Source organism: Pseudomonas sp. AC169 (genome assembly GCF_979258515.1).
In genome coordinates this window covers 2,646,522-2,663,410 of record NZ_OZ409866.1, presented here as the reverse complement: position 1 = coordinate 2,663,410, position 16,889 = coordinate 2,646,522, and the positions used below count along the sequence as shown (strand labels likewise).

19 protein-coding genes are annotated in these 16,889 nt (G+C 60.1%); 9 read left to right on the top strand and 10 right to left on the bottom strand.

The window, feature by feature from the left end; translation table 11 throughout:
* The first annotated feature begins 55 nt into the window (after positions 1-55).
* Both ACZZ0G_RS12165 and ACZZ0G_RS12160 read left to right on the top strand, forming a co-directional pair.
* Positions 56-607, top strand: a complete 552-nt coding sequence (locus ACZZ0G_RS12165; protein ID WP_180698126.1) for a cytochrome c oxidase assembly protein — start codon at positions 56-58, stop codon at positions 605-607.
* Positions 608-632: 25 nt separating this feature from the next.
* Positions 633-1,520: a cytochrome c oxidase subunit 3 gene (locus ACZZ0G_RS12160; RefSeq protein WP_064389743.1), complete on the top strand. Its 888-nt coding sequence runs from the start codon at positions 633-635 to the stop codon at positions 1,518-1,520.
* A gap of 55 nt (positions 1,521-1,575) precedes the next feature.
* On the opposite strand, the gene ACZZ0G_RS12155 is transcribed toward ACZZ0G_RS12160, so the two are convergent.
* Positions 1,576-1,779 carry a twin transmembrane helix small protein gene (locus tag ACZZ0G_RS12155; protein WP_034152251.1) on the bottom strand — a complete coding sequence of 68 codons (204 nt, stop codon included), beginning with the start codon at positions 1,777-1,779 and terminating at the stop codon, positions 1,576-1,578.
* A gap of 71 nt (positions 1,780-1,850) precedes the next feature.
* Here ACZZ0G_RS12155 and ACZZ0G_RS12150 point away from each other — a divergent pair, with 71 nt between their 5' ends.
* From ACZZ0G_RS12150 to ACZZ0G_RS12130, 5 genes are read left to right on the top strand one after another with little or no spacing between them, the layout of a single operon-like run.
* Positions 1,851-2,591 carry an SURF1 family protein gene (locus tag ACZZ0G_RS12150; protein WP_463556283.1) on the top strand — a complete coding sequence of 247 codons (741 nt, stop codon included), beginning with the start codon at positions 1,851-1,853 and terminating at the stop codon, positions 2,589-2,591.
* The gene (locus ACZZ0G_RS12145) at positions 2,557-3,150 is read left to right on the top strand and encodes a hypothetical protein (protein ID WP_463556282.1); all 594 of its coding nucleotides are present in this window, start codon (positions 2,557-2,559) and stop codon (positions 3,148-3,150) included. The genes ACZZ0G_RS12150 and ACZZ0G_RS12145 overlap by 35 nt, the downstream gene beginning before the upstream one ends.
* 10 nt (positions 3,151-3,160) lie before the next feature.
* Positions 3,161-4,240 (top strand): COX15/CtaA family protein, encoded by a 1,080-nt coding sequence (locus tag ACZZ0G_RS12140; protein ID WP_095113101.1) that lies wholly within the window; start codon positions 3,161-3,163, stop codon positions 4,238-4,240.
* Positions 4,228-5,127: a heme o synthase gene (gene cyoE, locus ACZZ0G_RS12135; RefSeq protein ID WP_463556281.1), complete on the top strand. Its 900-nt coding sequence runs from the start codon at positions 4,228-4,230 to the stop codon at positions 5,125-5,127. Before ACZZ0G_RS12140 ends, cyoE begins: the two co-directional genes overlap by 13 nt.
* Positions 5,124-5,759, top strand: a complete 636-nt coding sequence (locus ACZZ0G_RS12130; RefSeq protein WP_007911741.1) for an SCO family protein — start codon at positions 5,124-5,126, stop codon at positions 5,757-5,759. Before cyoE ends, ACZZ0G_RS12130 begins: the two co-directional genes overlap by 4 nt.
* Before the next feature lie 826 nt (positions 5,760-6,585).
* Here ACZZ0G_RS12130 and ACZZ0G_RS12125 read toward each other — a convergent pair.
* From ACZZ0G_RS12125 to ACZZ0G_RS12115, 3 genes are all read right to left on the bottom strand, one after another.
* Positions 6,586-7,356, bottom strand: coding sequence for a MetQ/NlpA family ABC transporter substrate-binding protein (locus ACZZ0G_RS12125; RefSeq protein ID WP_463556280.1), 771 nt, complete (start codon positions 7,354-7,356; stop codon positions 6,586-6,588).
* 76 nt (positions 7,357-7,432) lie between these two features.
* The gene (locus ACZZ0G_RS12120) at positions 7,433-8,107 is read right to left on the bottom strand and encodes a methionine ABC transporter permease (RefSeq protein ID WP_008081214.1); all 675 of its coding nucleotides are present in this window, start codon (positions 8,105-8,107) and stop codon (positions 7,433-7,435) included.
* Positions 8,107-9,114 (bottom strand): methionine ABC transporter ATP-binding protein, encoded by a 1,008-nt coding sequence (locus ACZZ0G_RS12115; protein WP_463556279.1) that lies wholly within the window; start codon positions 9,112-9,114, stop codon positions 8,107-8,109. Before ACZZ0G_RS12115 ends, ACZZ0G_RS12120 begins: the two co-directional genes overlap by 1 nt.
* A 260-nt stretch (positions 9,115-9,374) precedes the next feature.
* Between ACZZ0G_RS12115 and katE the strand changes: the two genes are divergently transcribed.
* Entirely contained in the window at positions 9,375-11,516 is a 2,142-nt protein-coding gene (katE, locus tag ACZZ0G_RS12110) for a catalase HPII (protein ID WP_463558848.1), read from the top strand.
* A gap of 82 nt (positions 11,517-11,598) precedes the next feature.
* Here katE and ACZZ0G_RS12105 read toward each other — a convergent pair whose 3' ends face one another.
* The 4 genes from ACZZ0G_RS12105 to ACZZ0G_RS12090 are packed head-to-tail and all read right to left on the bottom strand — an operon-like array spanning position 11,599 to position 14,398.
* On the bottom strand, positions 11,599-12,312 hold the full coding sequence (locus ACZZ0G_RS12105; protein WP_463556278.1) for a PA5502 family lipoprotein: 714 nt from the start codon (positions 12,310-12,312) through the stop codon (positions 11,599-11,601).
* Positions 12,313-12,349: 37 nt separating this feature from the next.
* Complete coding sequence (gene znuB, locus ACZZ0G_RS12100) at positions 12,350-13,138, bottom strand: zinc ABC transporter permease subunit ZnuB (RefSeq protein WP_016986450.1); 789 nt, start codon at positions 13,136-13,138, stop codon at positions 12,350-12,352.
* On the bottom strand, positions 13,131-13,916 hold the full coding sequence (gene znuC, locus ACZZ0G_RS12095) for a zinc ABC transporter ATP-binding protein ZnuC (protein WP_007911759.1): 786 nt from the start codon (positions 13,914-13,916) through the stop codon (positions 13,131-13,133). Before znuC ends, znuB begins: the two co-directional genes overlap by 8 nt.
* Entirely contained in the window at positions 13,916-14,398 is a 483-nt protein-coding gene (locus ACZZ0G_RS12090) for a Fur family transcriptional regulator (RefSeq protein ID WP_007911760.1), read from the bottom strand. Before ACZZ0G_RS12090 ends, znuC begins: the two co-directional genes overlap by 1 nt.
* Before the next feature lie 66 nt (positions 14,399-14,464).
* Here ACZZ0G_RS12090 and ACZZ0G_RS12085 point away from each other — a divergent pair, with 66 nt between their 5' ends.
* A complete protein-coding gene (locus ACZZ0G_RS12085; protein ID WP_463556277.1) occupies positions 14,465-15,385 on the top strand; it encodes a zinc ABC transporter substrate-binding protein in 921 nt (306 codons plus the stop codon).
* 128 nt (positions 15,386-15,513) lie between these two features.
* On the opposite strand, the gene ACZZ0G_RS12080 is transcribed toward ACZZ0G_RS12085, so the two are convergent.
* Together ACZZ0G_RS12080 and ACZZ0G_RS12075 are read right to left on the bottom strand one after the other, a co-directional pair.
* Positions 15,514-16,467 carry a homoserine kinase gene (locus ACZZ0G_RS12080; RefSeq protein WP_463556276.1) on the bottom strand — a complete coding sequence of 318 codons (954 nt, stop codon included), beginning with the start codon at positions 16,465-16,467 and terminating at the stop codon, positions 15,514-15,516.
* Between the two features lie 61 nt (positions 16,468-16,528).
* Entirely contained in the window at positions 16,529-16,825 is a 297-nt protein-coding gene (locus tag ACZZ0G_RS12075; protein ID WP_008081231.1) for a DUF2782 domain-containing protein, read from the bottom strand.
* Positions 16,826-16,889 lie beyond the last annotated feature (64 nt).

Sequence of the window (16,889 nt, the reverse complement as noted above, 5' to 3'; positions counted from 1 at the left end):
GCCTGCTTCGCGAGCAAGCTCGCTCCCACAGAGATTCAGGTGGAGGCTGAAAATCATGGCTGATTCGGTATCGATGAAAAAACTCGTCACCCGCCTGCTCGGGGTGGTGGTGGCGATGTTTGTCTTCGGCTTTGCCCTGGTGCCGATCTACGACGTGATGTGCAAAGCCTTCGGCATCAACGGCAAGACCGCCGGGCAGTACGAGGGTGAGCAAGTGGTCGATACCTCGCGCCAGGTGCGCGTGCAGTTTCTGTCGACCAACACCGCCGATATGCCATGGGACTTCTACCCCAAGCACGACGAACTCACCGCCAACCCCGGCGCGGTCAACGAGATGATCTTCATCGCGCGCAATCCGACCGACAAACCGATGAGTGCCCAAGCCGTGCCTAGCATCGCGCCGAGCAACGCGGCGGCTTATTTCCACAAGACCGAATGCTTTTGCTTTACCCAGCAGGTGCTGCAGCCCGGTCAGCAGATCGAGATGCCGGTGCGCTTCATTGTTGACCGCGACATGCCCAAGGATGTGAAGCACCTGACGCTGTCCTACACGCTGTTCGATATCACCGCCCGACATCCGCCGGTGGCTGTAAACACTGGCGGTTGAGCGTGCCCGATAAGGAGAACAATAAATGGCAACTCATGAGCACTATTTCGTTCCGGCCCAGAGCAAATGGCCGATCATTGCCACGGTCGGGATGTTCGTCACCGTGTACGGCCTCGCCACCTGGTTCAACGATCTGAAGGCAGCGCGCCCGGAATCCCACGGCCCGCTGATCTTTTTCGTCGGTGGTCTGCTGGTGGCGTACATGCTGTTCGGCTGGTTCGGCACGGTGATCAAGGAAAGCCGCGCGGGACTTTACAGCGCACAGCTGGATCGCTCGTTCCGCTGGGGCATGAGTTGGTTCATCTTCTCCGAGGTGATGTTCTTCGTCGCCTTCTTCGGCGCGTTGTTTTATGTGCGGCACATCTCCGGTCCGGCGCTCGGCGGCGAAGGGCCGAAAGGCATCGCCCATATGCTCTGGCCGAACTTCCAGTTCACCTGGCCGCTGCTGCATACGCCAGATCCGAAACTGTTCCCGCCGCCGAAAGAAGTGATCAGCCCGTGGGGGCTGCCGCTGATCAACACGATTCTGCTGGTCAGCTCCAGCGTGACCATCACCATCGCCCACCATGCACTGAAGAAAGGCCATCGCGGTGCGCTGAAAATCTGGCTGGCGATCACTGTGCTGCTGGGCTGCGCGTTTCTCGGTTTCCAGGCTGAGGAATACATCCACGCCTATCACGAACTGGGCCTGACCCTCGGCTCGGGCATTTATGGCGCGACGTTCTTCATGCTCACCGGGTTCCACGGCGCCCACGTGACCATCGGCACGATCATTCTGTTTGTGATGCTGATGCGCATCATGAAGGGCCACTTCGACAACGAGCACCAGTTCGGCTTCGAAGCGGCGAGCTGGTATTGGCACTTCGTCGACGTGGTGTGGATCGGCCTGTTTATCTTCGTTTATGTGCTCTAAAAACAGCCGCGAGCTTCAAGCTCCAAGCTTGCAGCTCAAAGCTAGAAGCTCGTAGCTACCATGTCACGTGCGACACCAATTGGCCGCTGTAGAAACCCCAGGCGATCAAGCCGACGGTGACTGCGGCCAATGCCACCCGAACACTCAAGGCGATGACCAGGCGATTGGAACTGCTGTCGTCCTTGACCAGGAAAAACAGGCCGCTGAACAGGCTGATCACCGTGGCAATCAGCATCAGGACGATCGCTGTTTTGAGCATGGGAAGAACTCCGGGGGACAGGCGATGCAGTTGAGTATAGCGAGCGCAACGACTGACTTTGTGGCGCAGCCATGAAGCGCTTTCGTCCGGGCGTGATACCGACCGTGGTGGTCGCGTTATTGCTGCCGTTGCTGGTGTCTTTGGGCTTCTGGCAACTGAGCCGTGGCGCCGAGAAAACTGCGCTGCTCGCCAGTTACGATGAACGCCGCGCCGCTGAACCGATGGCCAGCAACGAGTTGCTTAACAGTGCCGATCCGGCTTATCGCCGCGTGCACCTGCACGGCCAGTTCGATGCCGCGCACAGTCTGTTGCTGGATAACCGCCAACGCAACGGCAAGGTTGGCGTCGAGCTACTGCAACCGTTTCAGGATCAACGCAGCGGTTTGTGGCTACTGGTCAATCGCGGCTGGTTGCCATGGCCGGATCGCCGCGTACCGCCGCAATTCACTACGCCCACTGAGGCGTTGAATATCGATGCCTGGGTCTACGTCGCCCCCGGCGCGACGTTCCAGTTGCACGCCGACCCGGTCAGCAGCACCTGGCCGCAAACCATCACCGCTGTCGACCCAGCCAGACTGTGGCAAACCCTCGAACGCGACGGCTTCGCCTACGAATTACGCGCCGAATCCGGCCCGGCCAGCTACGAGGCCGATTGGCCGGTGGTCGCCATGGGCCCGGAAAAACACCTCGGTTACGCCGTGCAGTGGTTCGCCATGGCCACCGCCCTGCTCGGCCTCTACATCTATTTGGGCTTGCACAACGCAAAGGAGAAACACCATGGGAACGGCCATGAATCCACCCAGCATGTCTGAGGCGAAACCTGCTGCCAGCCGCCGTCGCGGGCGCATTCAGTTGTTGCTGATTGTGCTCGGCGTGGTCGGCCCGATGCTGCTCGCCACCGGCATGTACAAATTGCAGTTCTGGGTGCCCGAAGGTCGCAGTTATCACGGCGAACTGATCGGCAACGGCCAGACCCGCGCCGACCTCGGTGTGCAGGCCGATGAACAACGCTGGCAGATGCTGGTGACCGCGCCGAAGGACTGCGCGGTGGATTGCCAGCAATTGGTTTATCTGGCGCGGCAGATCCAGATCGGTCTCGGTCGCGAGGCCGGCCGCGCCAGCCATGCCCTCGCCGTCGCGCAACCAGTGAGCGCCGATTACGAGGCCAAGCTGACCCGTGAATATCCACAGCTGCAACGCTATCCACTGGACGCTGGTGTGTTCAGCAAAACCACTGGCGACAAAGCCACACCACAACTGTGGATCATCGACCCCCACGGCAATCTCGTGCTGCGTTACGAGCCAAATGTGAAAGGCAAGGAACTGCTCAACGACCTGCGTCACCTGCTGAAACTGTCGAACATCGGATAAGGGCATCGTCATGGCCAAACCTGGATTTCGCCTCGCGCTGTTTGCCACCCTGCTGGCCCTGATTGTGGTGCTGCTCGGCGCGTATACGCGCCTGACCCACGCCGGCCTCGGTTGTCCGGACTGGCCGGGCTGCTACGGTTTTATCAGCGTGCCGAAAAGCGAAGCCCAACTGGCCCATGCCGAACTGCATTACCCCGACTCGCCGGTGGAGGCGCACAAGGGCTGGAACGAGATGATCCACCGCTACTTCGCCGGCACCCTCGGCCTGCTCATTTCAATTCTAGCCGGGCGTGCTTGGGTCAATCGTCGTCATCCGGGGCAGCCGTTGAAGCTGCCGCTGTTCCTGCTGGCGGTGGTGTTTGCGCAAGCGGCGTTCGGCATGTGGACGGTGACGCTCAAGCTCTGGCCTCAGGTGGTCACCGGGCATTTGCTCGGCGGTTTTGCGACGTTGAGTTTGTTGTTTTTGCTGACGCTTAGATTGTCCGGCGTGCTACCGGCGCTGACCGTGCCCAAGCGTTTGCAATATTGGGCGACGGCGGGATTGCTGCTGGTGATTGGTCAGATCGCGCTGGGGGGCTGGGTCAGTTCCAACTACGCAGCGGTGGCGTGCATCGACTTCCCCACCTGTCACGGCCAATGGCTGCCGCCGGCAGATTTCGCCAATGGGTTTCATCTGACTCAACACATCGGTCCGAATTATCTGGGCGGGCAACTCGACAGTGATGCGCGCACGGCGATTCACTTGACCCACCGGATCGGCGCTTTGCTGGTGACGTTGGTTCTGCTCGGTCTGGCGTGGCAATTGAAAGTGGTCGGCATGACACGGCTGGCCGGTCTGGTGCTGATTGCCCTCGCGGCGCAGATCACCCTCGGCATCAGCAACGTGCTGTTTCATCTGCCGCTGCCCGTGGCGGTCGCGCATAACGCTGGCGGTGCGGCGCTGCTACTGACGATGGTGCTGGTCAACTATCACGCGCGCACCAGTCTCGTTCGGGTGAAACAACCGGTGCTCGCACGCTGGCGCTTGAGCCCGCGCAAACACGCCGCCGCGCCCATCACAATAAAAGGAGAAACGCCGTGGCGATTCTGATTGGCGAACGTCCCGCCCAAGCGCTGTGGCGTGACTATCTGGAGCTGACCAAACCGAAAGTCGTGGTGCTGATGCTGATCACCTCGCTGGTCGGCATGTTCCTCGCCACCCGCGCCGGGGTGCCGTGGACGGTGCTGGTGTTTGGCAATCTGGGGATTGCCCTGTGTGCGGGCGGCGCAGCGGCGGTCAATCATGTGGTGGATCGGCGCATCGATGCAGTGATGGCGCGCACGCACAAGCGGCCGCTCGCCGAGGGCCGGGTTTCGCCGGCGGCGGCACTGACGTTTGCACTGGTGTTGGCGCTGCTCGGCCAGGCCCTGCTGCTGACGTTCACCAATCCGCTGACCGCATGGCTGACCTTGGCTTCGCTTCTTGGTTACGCCGTCATCTACACCGGATTCCTCAAACGCGCGACGCCGCAGAACATCGTCATCGGAGGCCTCGCCGGCGCCGCCCCGCCGCTGCTCGGCTGGACCGCTGCCACCGGCCACGTCAGCGCCGAACCGTTGTTGCTGGTGCTGATCATCTTCGCCTGGACGCCGCCGCACTTTTGGGCGCTGGCGATCCATCGCAAAGAGGAATACGCCAAGGCCGACATCCCGATGCTGCCGGTCACCCACGGCGAGCACTACACCAAAGTGCACATTCTGCTGTACACCTTCGCGCTGCTGGCGGTGAGTCTGCTGCCGTACGTGATTCATATGAGCGGCGTGCTCTACCTGATTTGCGCACTGGGTCTGGGCGCTAGGTTTCTGCAATGGGCCGTGGTGCTGTACCGTGGCACTCGGCCGCACGCGGCGATCAACACCTTCAAGTACTCTATTTGGTACTTGTTCCTGTTGTTCATCGCCCTGCTCGTAGACCACTACTTACTGTTGAACCTATGACTCGAACCCAGAAAACCGTCTTCATCCTCGTCGCCGTGATCGCGCTGATCCTGGGACTTACCGTCAACAAAGTGCTAAGCGGCAAGGGCCAGGGCGACCCCACCGCGCTGATCGACGCCGGCATCATCCTGCTGCCGCAGAGCCGTAATTTGCCGGACGTGACGATGACCGATCAGGACGGCAAACCGGTGGCGATCAACGAGCTGAAAGGTAAGTGGAGTCTGCTGTTCTTCGGCTACACCTTCTGCCCGGACATCTGCCCGACCACGTTGGCGCAGCTGCGTCAGATCAAGAGCGAGTTGCCCAAAGACGCTGTGGACAAGTTACAGATCGTGCTGGTCAGCGTTGACCCGAACCGCGATAACCCCAAGCAGTTGAAGCAGTATCTGGGTTACTTTGATCCGCAGTTTGTCGGCCTGACGCCGACTTCGATTGAAGAGCTGCAGAAGGTGGCGAATGCGGTGAGTATTCCGTTTATTCCGGCGGATACGAGTAAGCCGAATTACACGGTGGACCATAGTGGGAATCTGGCGGTGATCGGGCCGGACGGGACGCAGCGTGGGTTTATTCGGGCGCCGTTGAATAACGCCAAACTGGTTGCGCAACTCCCGGTGATGCTTAACCGCAAGTAATTTTTTTCAAAGGCAAAAGCCCCTCACCCTAGCCCTCTCCCAGAGGGAGAGGGGACTGATTGGGGGATATTCGAGAGTTACGCCGACCTGAAAGTTATCCGCTGAATCCATAATCAACTCGGTCTGTCAGGTCGATGTAGAACGCCAGACACCTCGGTCGGCCCCTAAAAGCCCTCACCCTAGCCCTTTCCCCAGAGGGAGAGGGAACTGATTGGGGGATATTCAAGAGTTACGCCGACCTGAAAGCTATCCGCTGAATCCATAATCAACTCGGTCTGTCAGGTCGATGTAGAACGCCAGACACCTCGGTCGGCCCCTAAAAGCCCCTCACCCTAGCCCTCTCCCAGAGGGAGAGGGAACTGATTGGGGGATATTCAAGAGTTACGCCGACCTGAAAGCTATCCGCTGAATCCATAATCAACTCGGTCTGTCAGGTCGATGTAGAACGCCAGACAGCTCGGTCGGCCCCTAAAAGCCCCTCACCCTAGCCCTCTCCCAGAGGGAGAGGGAACTGATTGGGAGATATTCGAGAGTTACGCCGACCTGAAAGTTATCCGCTGAATCCATAATCAACTCGGTCTGCCAGGTCGATGTATGACGCCAGACAGCTCGGTCGGCCCCCTCTCCCTCGGGGAGAGGGCTGGGGTGAGGGGCGGCTTCACAGCAGGTCCAAAGCCAAACACCCGACACAAAAAAGGGGACGCTCATGGCGTCCCCTTTTTCTTTGATCGTTCCCACGCTCTGCGTGGGAATGCAGCAAGGGACGCTCTGCGTCCTAGGATGCATGCCCACGCGGAGCATGGGCACGATCAAGCCGAAAGAGCGATCAGAACGCCGGCAATACCGCGCCTTTGTACTTCTCGGTAATGAATTTCTTCACTTCCGGACTGTGCAGCGCAGCGGCCAGTTTCTGCATCGCGTCGCTGTCCTTGTTGTCCGCACGGGACACGAGGATGTTCACATACGGCGAGTCGTTGCCTTCGATTACCAGCGCATCCTTGGACGGATCGAGCTTGGCTTCCAGCGCGTAGTTGGTGTTGATCAGCGCCAGATCGACCTGGGTCAGCACGCGCGGGATAGTCGCGGCTTCCAGTTCACGGATTTTCAGTTCTTTCGGGTTTGTCGCGATGTCTTTGACGGTCGACAGGATGTTGGTCGGATCCTTCAGCGTAATCACGCCAGCCTTGGCCAGCAGCAACAGCGCACGGCCGCCGTTGGTGGCGTCGTTCGGGATCACCACGTTGGCACCGCTTGGCAGATCCTTCAGATCCTTGAGCTTGCTCGAGTAGGCGCCCAGTGGCTCCAAATGCACGCCGGTCACGGCGACCAGGCTGGTGCCTTTGGCTTTGTTGAACTCATCGAGGTACGGCTGGTGCTGGAAGAAGTTGGCGTCCAGACGCTTTTCAGCGACCTGTACGTTCGGCTGAATGTAGTCGGTGAAGACCTTGACCTTCAGATCCACGCCTTCTTTGGCCAGGGCTGGCTTCACGAACTCGAGGATTTCTGCGTGCGGCACCGGAGTGGCGGCAACGGTCAGGGTTTCGGCGTGGGCCGAGAATGCTGCAACGGCAGCGAAAGCAGCGATCAGTTTTTTCATTCAGCTAACTCCTTATGAGGCGCCCGTCTGGCGCCTGCCAGCGAATGGCCGGCTCATCTGTTCAATACAAAACCGCTTATTTGCGCGAGAAATGCACGACCAAACGGTCGCCCACCATCTGCAGCACTTGCACCAGAATCAGCAGCAACACCACGGTGACGATCATCACGTCAGTCTGGAAACGCTGGTAACCGAAACGGATCGCCAGGTCACCCAGACCACCGGCGCCAACCACACCGGCCATTGCCGTGTAGGACACCAGTGTAATCGCCGTCACCGTAATCGCCGCGAAGATGCCCGGACGGGCCTCCGGCAGCAAGGCGTTCATGATGATCTGCCGGGTGGTCGCGCCCATCGACTGGGTTGCTTCGATAATGCCGCGGTCGACTTCACGCAACGCCGTTTCCACCAGCCGCGCGAAGAACGGCGTGGCACCGACGACCAACGGCGGAATCGCACCGGCCACGCCCAGCGACGTGCCGGTAATCAGCACGGTGAACGGGATCATCACGATCAACAGAATAATGAACGGCAGCGAACGCAGGATGTTCACCGCCAGCGACATGAACGCGTACAGGCCACGGCTTTCCAGGAGTTGACGCGGACTGCAGAGGAACAGCAACACGCCCAACGGCAGGCCGAGCAACACGGTGAACAGCAGCGAACCGCCGAGCATCAGCATCGTGTCGCCGGTGGCCAGCCAGATTTCGTACCAGTCGATGTTGGTGAAGAAACTGATCAGGTCTTCCATTAGCGCAATACCTCCATGTGAACGTCAGCGGCGGTGAAGCGGGCGAACGCCGCTTCCATGTCGCCACCGGTGACGGCGAGGGTCAATTGCCCGTACGGAATGTCTTTGATGCGGTCGATGCGACCGGCGAGGATGCTGTAGTCGACGCCGGTTTCGCGGGCGACGGTACCGAGCAGCGGCGCGTAGGTCGCTTCGCCCTGGAACGTCAGACGGACGATGCGGCCCGGCACGTGAGCGAAGTCATCGCGCTGCTCGCTCTCGTCGACCTGCTCGCTTTCCTGAACGAAGCGCTTGGTGGTCGGGTGCTGCGGATGCAGGAACACATCGGCCACTGAACCTTGCTCAACAATCACGCCAGCATCCATCACCGCCACTTGGTCGCAGACGCGACGGATCACATCCATCTCGTGGGTGATCAGGACGATGGTCAGTTTCAGTTCGCGGTTGATCTCGGCCAGCAGTTGCAGCACCGAGGCCGTGGTCTGTGGGTCGAGGGCACTGGTGGCTTCGTCGCACAGCAGAATTTTTGGCTTGGTCGCCAGAGCGCGGGCGATGCCGACGCGCTGCTTCTGACCGCCGGACAATTGCGCCGGGTACTTCTTGGCGTGGTCGGACAAACCGACGCGCGCCAGCAGTTCAGCCACACGCTGATTGATCTCGCTGGTCGACAATTCACCAGCCAGGGTCAGCGGCAACGCAACGTTGTCGGCCACGGTTTTGGAGGCGAGCAGGTTGAAGTGCTGGAAGATCATCCCGACTTGCTGGCGGAAACGGCGCAGGCCGTTGGCGTCCAGCGCGGTGACTTCTTCGCCGTCGACGATGATCTTGCCGCCGCTGGAGTTCTCCAGGCGATTGATCAGACGCAGCAGGGTACTTTTACCCGCGCCGGAATGGCCGATCAGGCCGAACACCTGCCCGTTCTCGATGGAGAGACTGGTCGGGTGCAGCGCGGGAATGTCCTTACCGGCGACGCGGTAAGTCTTGTGGACGTTTTGAAACTCGATCACGTAGCGAACCTTGTGGGGCGCGTTAGAAAAGGATCAGCGGTTAGCCGGGCGCGCATTTTAGCCTGTCCGTATAGAGGTTCTTAGCATTTATTTCGCAATTAACCTTCGATTTGGCAATAACAAGATCAAAGGTCATAAAAAAGGAACGCCCCGAGTGCCTCATCAGTCACTAAGTAAGCGACTTGAAAACCCTGGGTGCCGTGCCTGGGAACCACTCAAGAGTCCCCGGCAAACATCGGGGTCAACCGAGGAGTTTACGACTGATGAGCAAGAAGCCTACGACCGATAAAAGCCAGATGGCCGGAACCGATACCCCGGATCGCGCCAACACCAACGCCAAACTCGACAGCCTGGAAAAATTTCGCTCCGATGCCACCGGCCAGGCCCTGCGTACCAATCAGGGGGTCAAGGTTGCTGACAACCAGAACACCCTCAAGGCCGGGCCGCGTGGGCCATCGCTGCTTGAAGACTTCATCATGCGTGAAAAAATCACGCACTTTGACCATGAACGCATCCCGGAACGCATCGTCCACGCACGCGGCACTGGCGCGCACGGTTTCTTTCAGGCCTACGAGAACCATTCGACGCTGACCAAGGCGGGTTTCCTACAGGATCCGGGGAAAAAGACGCCGGTGTTCGTACGCTTTTCCACGGTACAGGGGCCGCGGGGTTCCGGTGATACCGTGCGAGACGTGCGTGGTTTCGCGGTGAAGTTCTTCACCGATGAAGGCAACTTCGATCTGGTCGGCAACAACATGCCGGTGTTCTTCATTCAGGACGCGATCAAGTTTCCCGACTTCGTCCACGCGGTGAAACCCGAGCCACACAACGAAATCCCTACCGGCGGCTCGGCGCACGATACCTTCTGGGACTTCGTCTCACTGGTGCCGGAATCGGCACACATGGTCATCTGGGCGATGTCCGACCGGGCGATCCCGAAAAGCCTGCGCAGCATGCAAGGCTTCGGCGTGCACACCTTCCGGCTGATCAACGCCGAAGGCAAATCGCGCTTCGTCAAATTCCACTGGCGCCCTACTGCCGGCACTTGCTCGCTGGTGTGGGACGAGGCGCAGAAGCTCGCCGGTAAAGACACCGATTACCACCGTCGCGACCTCTGGGAAGCGATCGAGATGGGCGACTACCCGGAATGGGAACTCGGCGTACAGATCATCGAGGAGGAAAACGAGCACGACTTCGATTTCGACATCCTCGACCCGACCAAGCTGATCCCCGAAGAAATCGTGCCAATCACGCCGCTGGGCAAAATGACCTTGAACCGCAACCCGGACAACTTCTTCGCCGAGACCGAGCAGGTTGCGTTCTGCCCTGGCCACATCGTGCCGGGCATCGACTTCTCCAACGACCCGCTGCTGCAAGGTCGACTGTTTTCCTACACCGATACGCAAATCAGCCGACTCGGTGGGCCGAACTTTCATGAGCTGCCGATCAACCGTCCGGTTGCGCCGTTCCACAACGGCCAGCGCGATGCGCAGCACCGTACGGTGATCGACAAGGGTCGCGCTTCTTATGAGCCGAACTCGATTGATGGCGGCTGGCCGAAAGAAACCCCACCTGCCGCGCAGGACGGTGGTTTCGAGAGTTATCCAGAGCGCATCGATGCGAACAAGATCCGCCAGCGCAGCGAATCGTTCAGCGATCACTTCTCTCAGGCGACGTTGTTCTTCAACAGCATGAGCCCGCACGAGAAGGAGCACATCATCGCGGCCTACAGCTTCGAGTTGGGCAAGGTGGAGCGTGAATTTATTCGCGCGCGCGAGGTGAACGAGATTCTGGCCAACATCGATCTGGAACTGGCCAAGCGTGTAGCGGCCAACCTGGGTCTGCCTGCGCCTACCAAAGGCACGGTGGATGCGCGCAAGGTGTCGTTCGATCACTCGCCAGCGCTGAGCCAGGCGAATCTGCTGCCAGAGAACATCAAAACCCGCAAAGTGGCGATTCTTGCTGCCAACGGTGTCGATGGTGCGGCGATTGATGCGATGAAGAAGGCATTGGCGGCGGAAGGTGCGCATGCCAAGTTGCTCGGCCCGACTTCGGCGCCGGTGAAAACTGCGGACGGCAAAATGTTGCCAATGGACGCTTCGATGGAAGGCATGCCGTCGGTGATTTTCGATGCGGTGTTTGTGCCGGGCGGCGCGGCGTCGGTCAAGGCCTTGAGCGGTGACGGCGTGGCGTTGCACTACGTGCTGGAGGCTTACAAGCATTTGAAGGCGATTGCGTTGCAGGGTGATGCCAAGCAATTGCAGGATCTGCTGAAACTGGAAGCTGATGCCGGGTTGTTGCAAGGCAAGGATGTACCGGGGCTGACCAAGCCGTTCTTCGCTGCGATTGGGCAGCATCGGGTTTGGGATCGTGAGCCTAAGGCGAAAGCGATTCCAGCTTAAAAAGCAAAAGATCGCAGCCTTCGGCAGCTCCTACAGGGTGTACCTCAATCCCATGTAGGAGCTGCCGCAGGCTGCGATCTTTTTACGGTTTACGCGGACTCAAAACCATCTGCGCCGGCACCGTGCGCACGATCTGCTTCTCGATTTTCAGATCAAAATCCGGGTTGAGCTTCTTGACCCGCTTGGTCAGCAACGTCGACAACCAAGGATAGTCATTCGTCCGTGGTGCCTGAATCGTCACCCCACACTCATAATTCACCACATCGGCGGCGATCGCATCCAGTTGGCGGCGAAGTTTGTGGCTATCGGTGATATTCAGCGCAACCGTGGTGCTCTCGGCGGTCGGATCGATCACCTTGGCTTTCGGCTTGGCCTCAGCGGCCAGCAGCGCTGCTTCGGCCTTCTCCAGCTCAGCCTTGCGCGCTTCAGTAATCGCGCCGTTGACGCCACCGGTCAGCGCCGGGGCTTTCGGCATCAGTGCGCGGGCACGGCTCAACGCTGTGGCGGCCGCATTCACATCTCCCTTCTGCAGCACGATCTGGCTGCGACGCAGATACGCTTCGGCCAATTGCCGCTGGTATTGCTCAAGGGATTGATCGTTTGGAGTTTCTTTCTGCAAAGCGGCCAATTGGTCTTCAGCGGTGGCCAGTTCGCTGCTGGCCAGGCTTTGCTCCAGCTGTGCGATGGCCGTAGCCCGCGCATCGGGGGTTTCAACCACCGGTGGGGTACTTTGGCAGGCGCCCAGTAGCACTGAAAATGCGACAAGGAGCAGATAACGGGAGGCGAACGGCTTCATTCCTGCGACTCTCTATTTGCGCAAAAAGCGGCCAAGTCTACACCCCGCGACGGGGCAGAACAAAACTCAGCAGAAACAGTGCGGCCGCCGTCACAACGATTGACGGCCCGGCCGGGGTGTCCTTGAACCACGACAGCGCCAGCCCGCCACACACAGCGAGCATGCCCAGCAGGCTCGCGCCGAGAGCCATCTGCTCCGGCGAACGGGCGTGACGCTGTGCCGCAGCCGCCGGAATGATCAACAGCGAAGTAATCAGCAACACACCGACGATTTTCATCGCCACCGCGATCACCACTGCAATCAACAGCATCAGCGCCATACGCAGGCCCGCCACCGGCAGGCCTTCGACTTTGGCCAGTTCCTCGTGCACGGTGATCGCCAGCAATGGCCGCCACAGCGTCACCAGCAACACCAGCACCGCCGCGCTGCCGCCGAGGATCCACGCCAGATCGGTCGGGCTGATCGCCAGCAGGTCGCCGAACAGATAGGCCATCAGGTCGATCCGCACTTCATGCATGAAGCTTAGTACCACCAGCCCAAGAGAGAGCGTGCTCGGTGCGAGAATTCCCAAAAGCGTGTCAGAGGCCAGCGGTTGGCGCTGTTGCAGCGTGACCAGCAGCACCGCCAGCAGCAGACAGCCTACGGTGACCGCGACCGTCGGGCTGACATCCAGCAAAAAGCCCAGCGCCACACCGAGCAACGCGGCATGGGACAAGGTGTCGCCGAAATAAGCCATGCGTCGCCAGACCACAAACGAACCGAGCGGCCCGGCCACCAAGGCCAGCGCCAGACCTGCAAGCAGGGCATACAACAGAAAATCAGCCATGCTTGCAGTTGTCTCCGTGAACGTGAGGTTGGCCAATAACCGGCCCTTTGACCACCGAACCGTGCAGGTCGTGAGCGTGGTCGTGATGGTGGTGATAGACCGCGAGGCTCTGCGCGTTCTTGCCGAACAACTCGACGAACGCCGGATCGCCGCTGACCTGCTCGGGATGCCCGGAGCAGCAGACGTGACGATTGAGGCAGACCACCTGGTCGGTGGTGCTCATCACCAGATGCAGATCGTGGGACACCATCAGCACGCCGCAACCATGGCGGTCGCGCAGCCGGGTGATCAGGCTGTACAACTCGGCCTGGCCGGCGACGTCGACGCCTTGGACCGGTTCGTCGAGAACCAGCAATTCCGGTTCACGCAACAGTGCGCGAGCCAGCAGCACACGCTGCATTTCACCGCCGGAAACACTTTGCACCGGGCTGTCGATGACGTGTTCGGCGCCGACTTCTTTCAGCGCTGCCAATGCACGCGGACGATCCACGCCCGGCACCAGCCGCAGAAAGCGCAGCACCGAAAGCGGCAACGTCGGATCGACATGGAGTTTTTGCGGCATGTAGCCGACGCGCAGTTTCGGCTTGCGCCAAACGCTGCCGCTGTCCGGCTTGAGCAAGCCAAGCACGGCGCGCACCAGTGTGGTTTTGCCGGCGCCGTTGGGGCCGATCAGGGTGACGATCTGCCCCGGCTCGACGCTCAGTTCGATGTTGTCCAGCACAGCCTGCCCGGCAAATGTGACGGCGACCTGTTCCAGACGGATCAGCGCATTGCTCATCAAGCCCCCTGGCAACCGGAGCACAGGCCGACGACTTCGACGGTCTGCGCTTCGACGATGAAGCCAACGTCTTTGGCGCTGTTGATGATCGCGTCGCTGATCACTTTTTGCTCAAGTTCGATGGCGGCGTGGCAATCACGGCAAATCAGGAACTGACCCTGATGCGCGTGTTCCGGGTGCACGCAGCCGACGAAGGCGTTGAGCGAGGAGATGCGGTGTACCAAGCCGTTTTCCAAGAGGAAATCCAGCGCGCGGTACACGGTTGGCGGCGCGGCGCGGCGGCCGTCCTGCTCGCTGAGCACGGCAAGAATGTCGTAGGCGCCCAGCGGCTTGTGGCTCTGCCACACCAATTCCAGCACCCGGCGGCGCAACGCGGTCAGGCGCAAGCCTTTCTGGGCGCACAAGGTATCGGCCTCGGACAAAGCGCTGTGCACGCAATGAGAGTGGTCGTGGGGACGGCTGGCAATCGGTGTAATAGGCATGGGCGGCGACGAGTTTTGATAGAGACGTTATTATGTTACCCGTTCTCGCCTCCTTGAGTGGTCATCGTGTCCCGACTTTTTTCTGTTTTTGTGGCTTTTGTCGCCAGTTTTCTGCTGATCGGTTCGGCTCAGGCCGAGGTCAAAGTCCTCACCAGCATCAAGCCGTTGCAGCTGATTGCAGCGGCCGTGCAGGACGGCGTGGCGATTCCCGAAGTGCTGCTGCCACCGGGTGCCTCGCCGCACAATTACGCCCTGCGCCCATCCGACGTACGGAAGGTGCAGTCGGTCGATCTGCTCTACTGGATCGGCCCGGACATGGAGGGTTTCCTGCCGCGCGTGCTGAACGGCCGTACACTGCCGAGCGTTGCCGTGCAGGATCTGCCGGGCATGAAACTGCGGCGCTTTGCTGAAGACAGCCACTCCCACGCCGAAGACGCTGACGAGCATGACCACGATCATCGTCCGGGCACGCTGGACGCGCATTTGTGGTTATCGCCGGTGAATGCGCGGGTAATCGCCGACAAAATGGCCGCAGACTTGAGCGCCGCAGATCCGGCGAATGCCGGACGCTATCAGAGCAACGCCAAGGCATTTGATGAGCGTCTGGACGCGCTGGATCAGCGTTTGAAGCAGCGTCTGGCCAGTGTTGAAGGCAAGCCGTACTTCGTCTTCCACGAGGCGTTTGATTATTTTGAAGAGGCTTACGGCCTGAAGCACACCGGGGTGTTCAGCGTGGCTGCCGAAGTGCAGCCGGGCGCGCAGCATGTCGCGGCGATGCGCAAGCGTTTGCAGGAAGTGGGCAGGACTTGTGTGTTCAGCGAGCCGCCATTGCGTCCGCGTCTGGCCGAAACCTTGGTTGCAGGTTTGCCGGTGAAACTGGCGGAGCTGGACGCGTTGGGCGGGTACACCCCGGCGACGGCTCAGGGCTATGAGCAGGTGCTGGAGAAGTTGGGTAATGATTTGGCCGGGTGCCTGGAATCGTTGTAACAACTCAAACCCTGTGGGAGCGAGCTTGCTCGCGAAAGCGGTGGGCCAGTCAACGAATATGCTGAATGTGCCGTCGCATTCGCGAGCAAGCTCGCTCCCACAGGTTCGAGGTAGCGTCCAGAATTAACTCAGAGGGCGAAAGGTAGCGGTGTGTGTACCTGCTGCCGCTGCGCCAAGCGCTGCTCGAACTCTTTCGGATCGTGAATCAACACGTCCTGCCCGGCAAACTGCTCCGCCGCGATCAATCGCGACAGCCAGAACCGCACACACGCCACGCGCAGCATCGTCGGCCACAACTCGGCCTCTGCCGCCGTGAACGGTCGCAGCGCCGCATAGGCGCCGAGAAACGCGCGAGCACGCGGGCCATCGATCAAACCGTCCTCGTCCGAACACCAGTCGTTCAAGGCAATCGCCACGTCGTACAGCATCGGCCCCGAGCAGGCGTTGTAGAAGTCGATCAGCCCGGTCAGGTGCGTACCTTCGAACATCGCGTTATCGCGAAACAGGTCGGCATGAATGTTCGCCCGGGGCAGCGCAAGAATCTTGTCTTTGCGCTCGGTGATTTCATTCAGTGCCTTTTGCAGCAAGGCACGCGGCTCATCGCTCAGGTGCGAGAGCAACTCGTTGCCCTCCTCCAGCATCCAGTCCAGACCACGATCAGTCTTGCGCTTGATCATGCGCTCGCCCTGGGTCGCCAGGTGCAGATGCGCCTGCAATTCGCCGACCTGCACGCAATGCTGAGCATTGGCGACCTTGATGTGCTTGCCGGACAGGCGCGGCTGCAGCAGCGCCGGTTTGCCTTTCAGCTCACGCAACGCCACGCCGTCAGTGGTGCGCAGTGCGTACGGCACCGGCAGATCGGCTTCGTGGAGCACGTCGAGCAGGTCGATGAAGAACGGCATCTCCTGCACCGGGCCGCGCTCGACCAGGGTCAGGACAAATTCGCCCTGCTCCAGGCTGATGAAGAAGTTGGTGTTTTCGCTGCCGGCGGCGATCCCCTGGAAATCAAGCAGACGGCCAAGCCCGTAAGGGGCGAGAAAGGTTTCCAGCTCGGGCCGAGCCAGGGGAGTGAACACAGACATGGTTAAAAACTGCTCAGTTCAGGCGTCGCGCTCAGGCGACGCCGATTAAAAGTCGGGAATCTTACTTCCAGGTAAAGATTTCCCACGACGGAATCAGCATATCCGGCTGGTCGGATCGAATGTAGTTCGCGTCCGTACCATCAGCGCGCACCAGGAAATACGGTTTGCCACCCTTCGGCGTGACCTTGATCGCATAGACGAAGCCACTGCGACTGTATTCCTGAATGACCTTGTCGCCTTCCGTGTGAGTGTTGATCGTAACTTCCGGCTCCGAAGCGGGCGCATCATCCGCCGCCATCGCGGCCAACGGTGAGGCAGCAATCAGACCGACCAGCAGCAAGCGATTTAACGTACGCATGATAACCTTGTCCCTTTGTCGTCAACGGTCCCGCTATTCTAGCGCCGGACCCGCCGAAAAGGTT

What these genes read in the sequence shown, in the direction of transcription:
- ACZZ0G_RS12140 (WP_095113101.1), top strand. Translation starts at nt 3,161, where the DNA reads ATGGCCAAACCTGGATTTCGCCTCGCGCTGTTTGCCACCCTGCTGGCC.
- ACZZ0G_RS12150 (WP_463556283.1), top strand. Translation starts at nt 1,851, where the DNA reads ATGAAGCGCTTTCGTCCGGGCGTGATACCGACCGTGGTGGTCGCGTTA.
- ACZZ0G_RS12125 (WP_463556280.1), bottom strand. Translation starts at nt 7,356, where the DNA reads ATGAAAAAACTGATCGCTGCTTTCGCTGCCGTTGCAGCATTCTCGGCC.
- ACZZ0G_RS12120 (WP_008081214.1), bottom strand. Translation starts at nt 8,107, where the DNA reads ATGGAAGACCTGATCAGTTTCTTCACCAACATCGACTGGTACGAAATC.
- ACZZ0G_RS12080 (WP_463556276.1), bottom strand. Translation starts at nt 16,467, where the DNA reads ATGTCTGTGTTCACTCCCCTGGCTCGGCCCGAGCTGGAAACCTTTCTC.
- ACZZ0G_RS12105 (WP_463556278.1), bottom strand. Translation starts at nt 12,312, where the DNA reads ATGAAGCCGTTCGCCTCCCGTTATCTGCTCCTTGTCGCATTTTCAGTG.
- ACZZ0G_RS12145 (WP_463556282.1), top strand. Translation starts at nt 2,557, where the DNA reads ATGGGAACGGCCATGAATCCACCCAGCATGTCTGAGGCGAAACCTGCT.
- ACZZ0G_RS12155 (WP_034152251.1), bottom strand. Translation starts at nt 1,779, where the DNA reads ATGCTCAAAACAGCGATCGTCCTGATGCTGATTGCCACGGTGATCAGC.
- ACZZ0G_RS12075 (WP_008081231.1), bottom strand. Translation starts at nt 16,825, where the DNA reads ATGCGTACGTTAAATCGCTTGCTGCTGGTCGGTCTGATTGCTGCCTCA.
- znuB (WP_016986450.1), bottom strand. Translation starts at nt 13,138, where the DNA reads ATGGCTGATTTTCTGTTGTATGCCCTGCTTGCAGGTCTGGCGCTGGCC.
- ACZZ0G_RS12130 (WP_007911741.1), top strand. Translation starts at nt 5,124, where the DNA reads ATGACTCGAACCCAGAAAACCGTCTTCATCCTCGTCGCCGTGATCGCG.
- ACZZ0G_RS12160 (WP_064389743.1), top strand. Translation starts at nt 633, where the DNA reads ATGGCAACTCATGAGCACTATTTCGTTCCGGCCCAGAGCAAATGGCCG.
- ACZZ0G_RS12090 (WP_007911760.1), bottom strand. Translation starts at nt 14,398, where the DNA reads ATGCCTATTACACCGATTGCCAGCCGTCCCCACGACCACTCTCATTGC.
- znuC (WP_007911759.1), bottom strand. Translation starts at nt 13,916, where the DNA reads ATGAGCAATGCGCTGATCCGTCTGGAACAGGTCGCCGTCACATTTGCC.
- ACZZ0G_RS12165 (WP_180698126.1), top strand. Translation starts at nt 56, where the DNA reads ATGGCTGATTCGGTATCGATGAAAAAACTCGTCACCCGCCTGCTCGGG.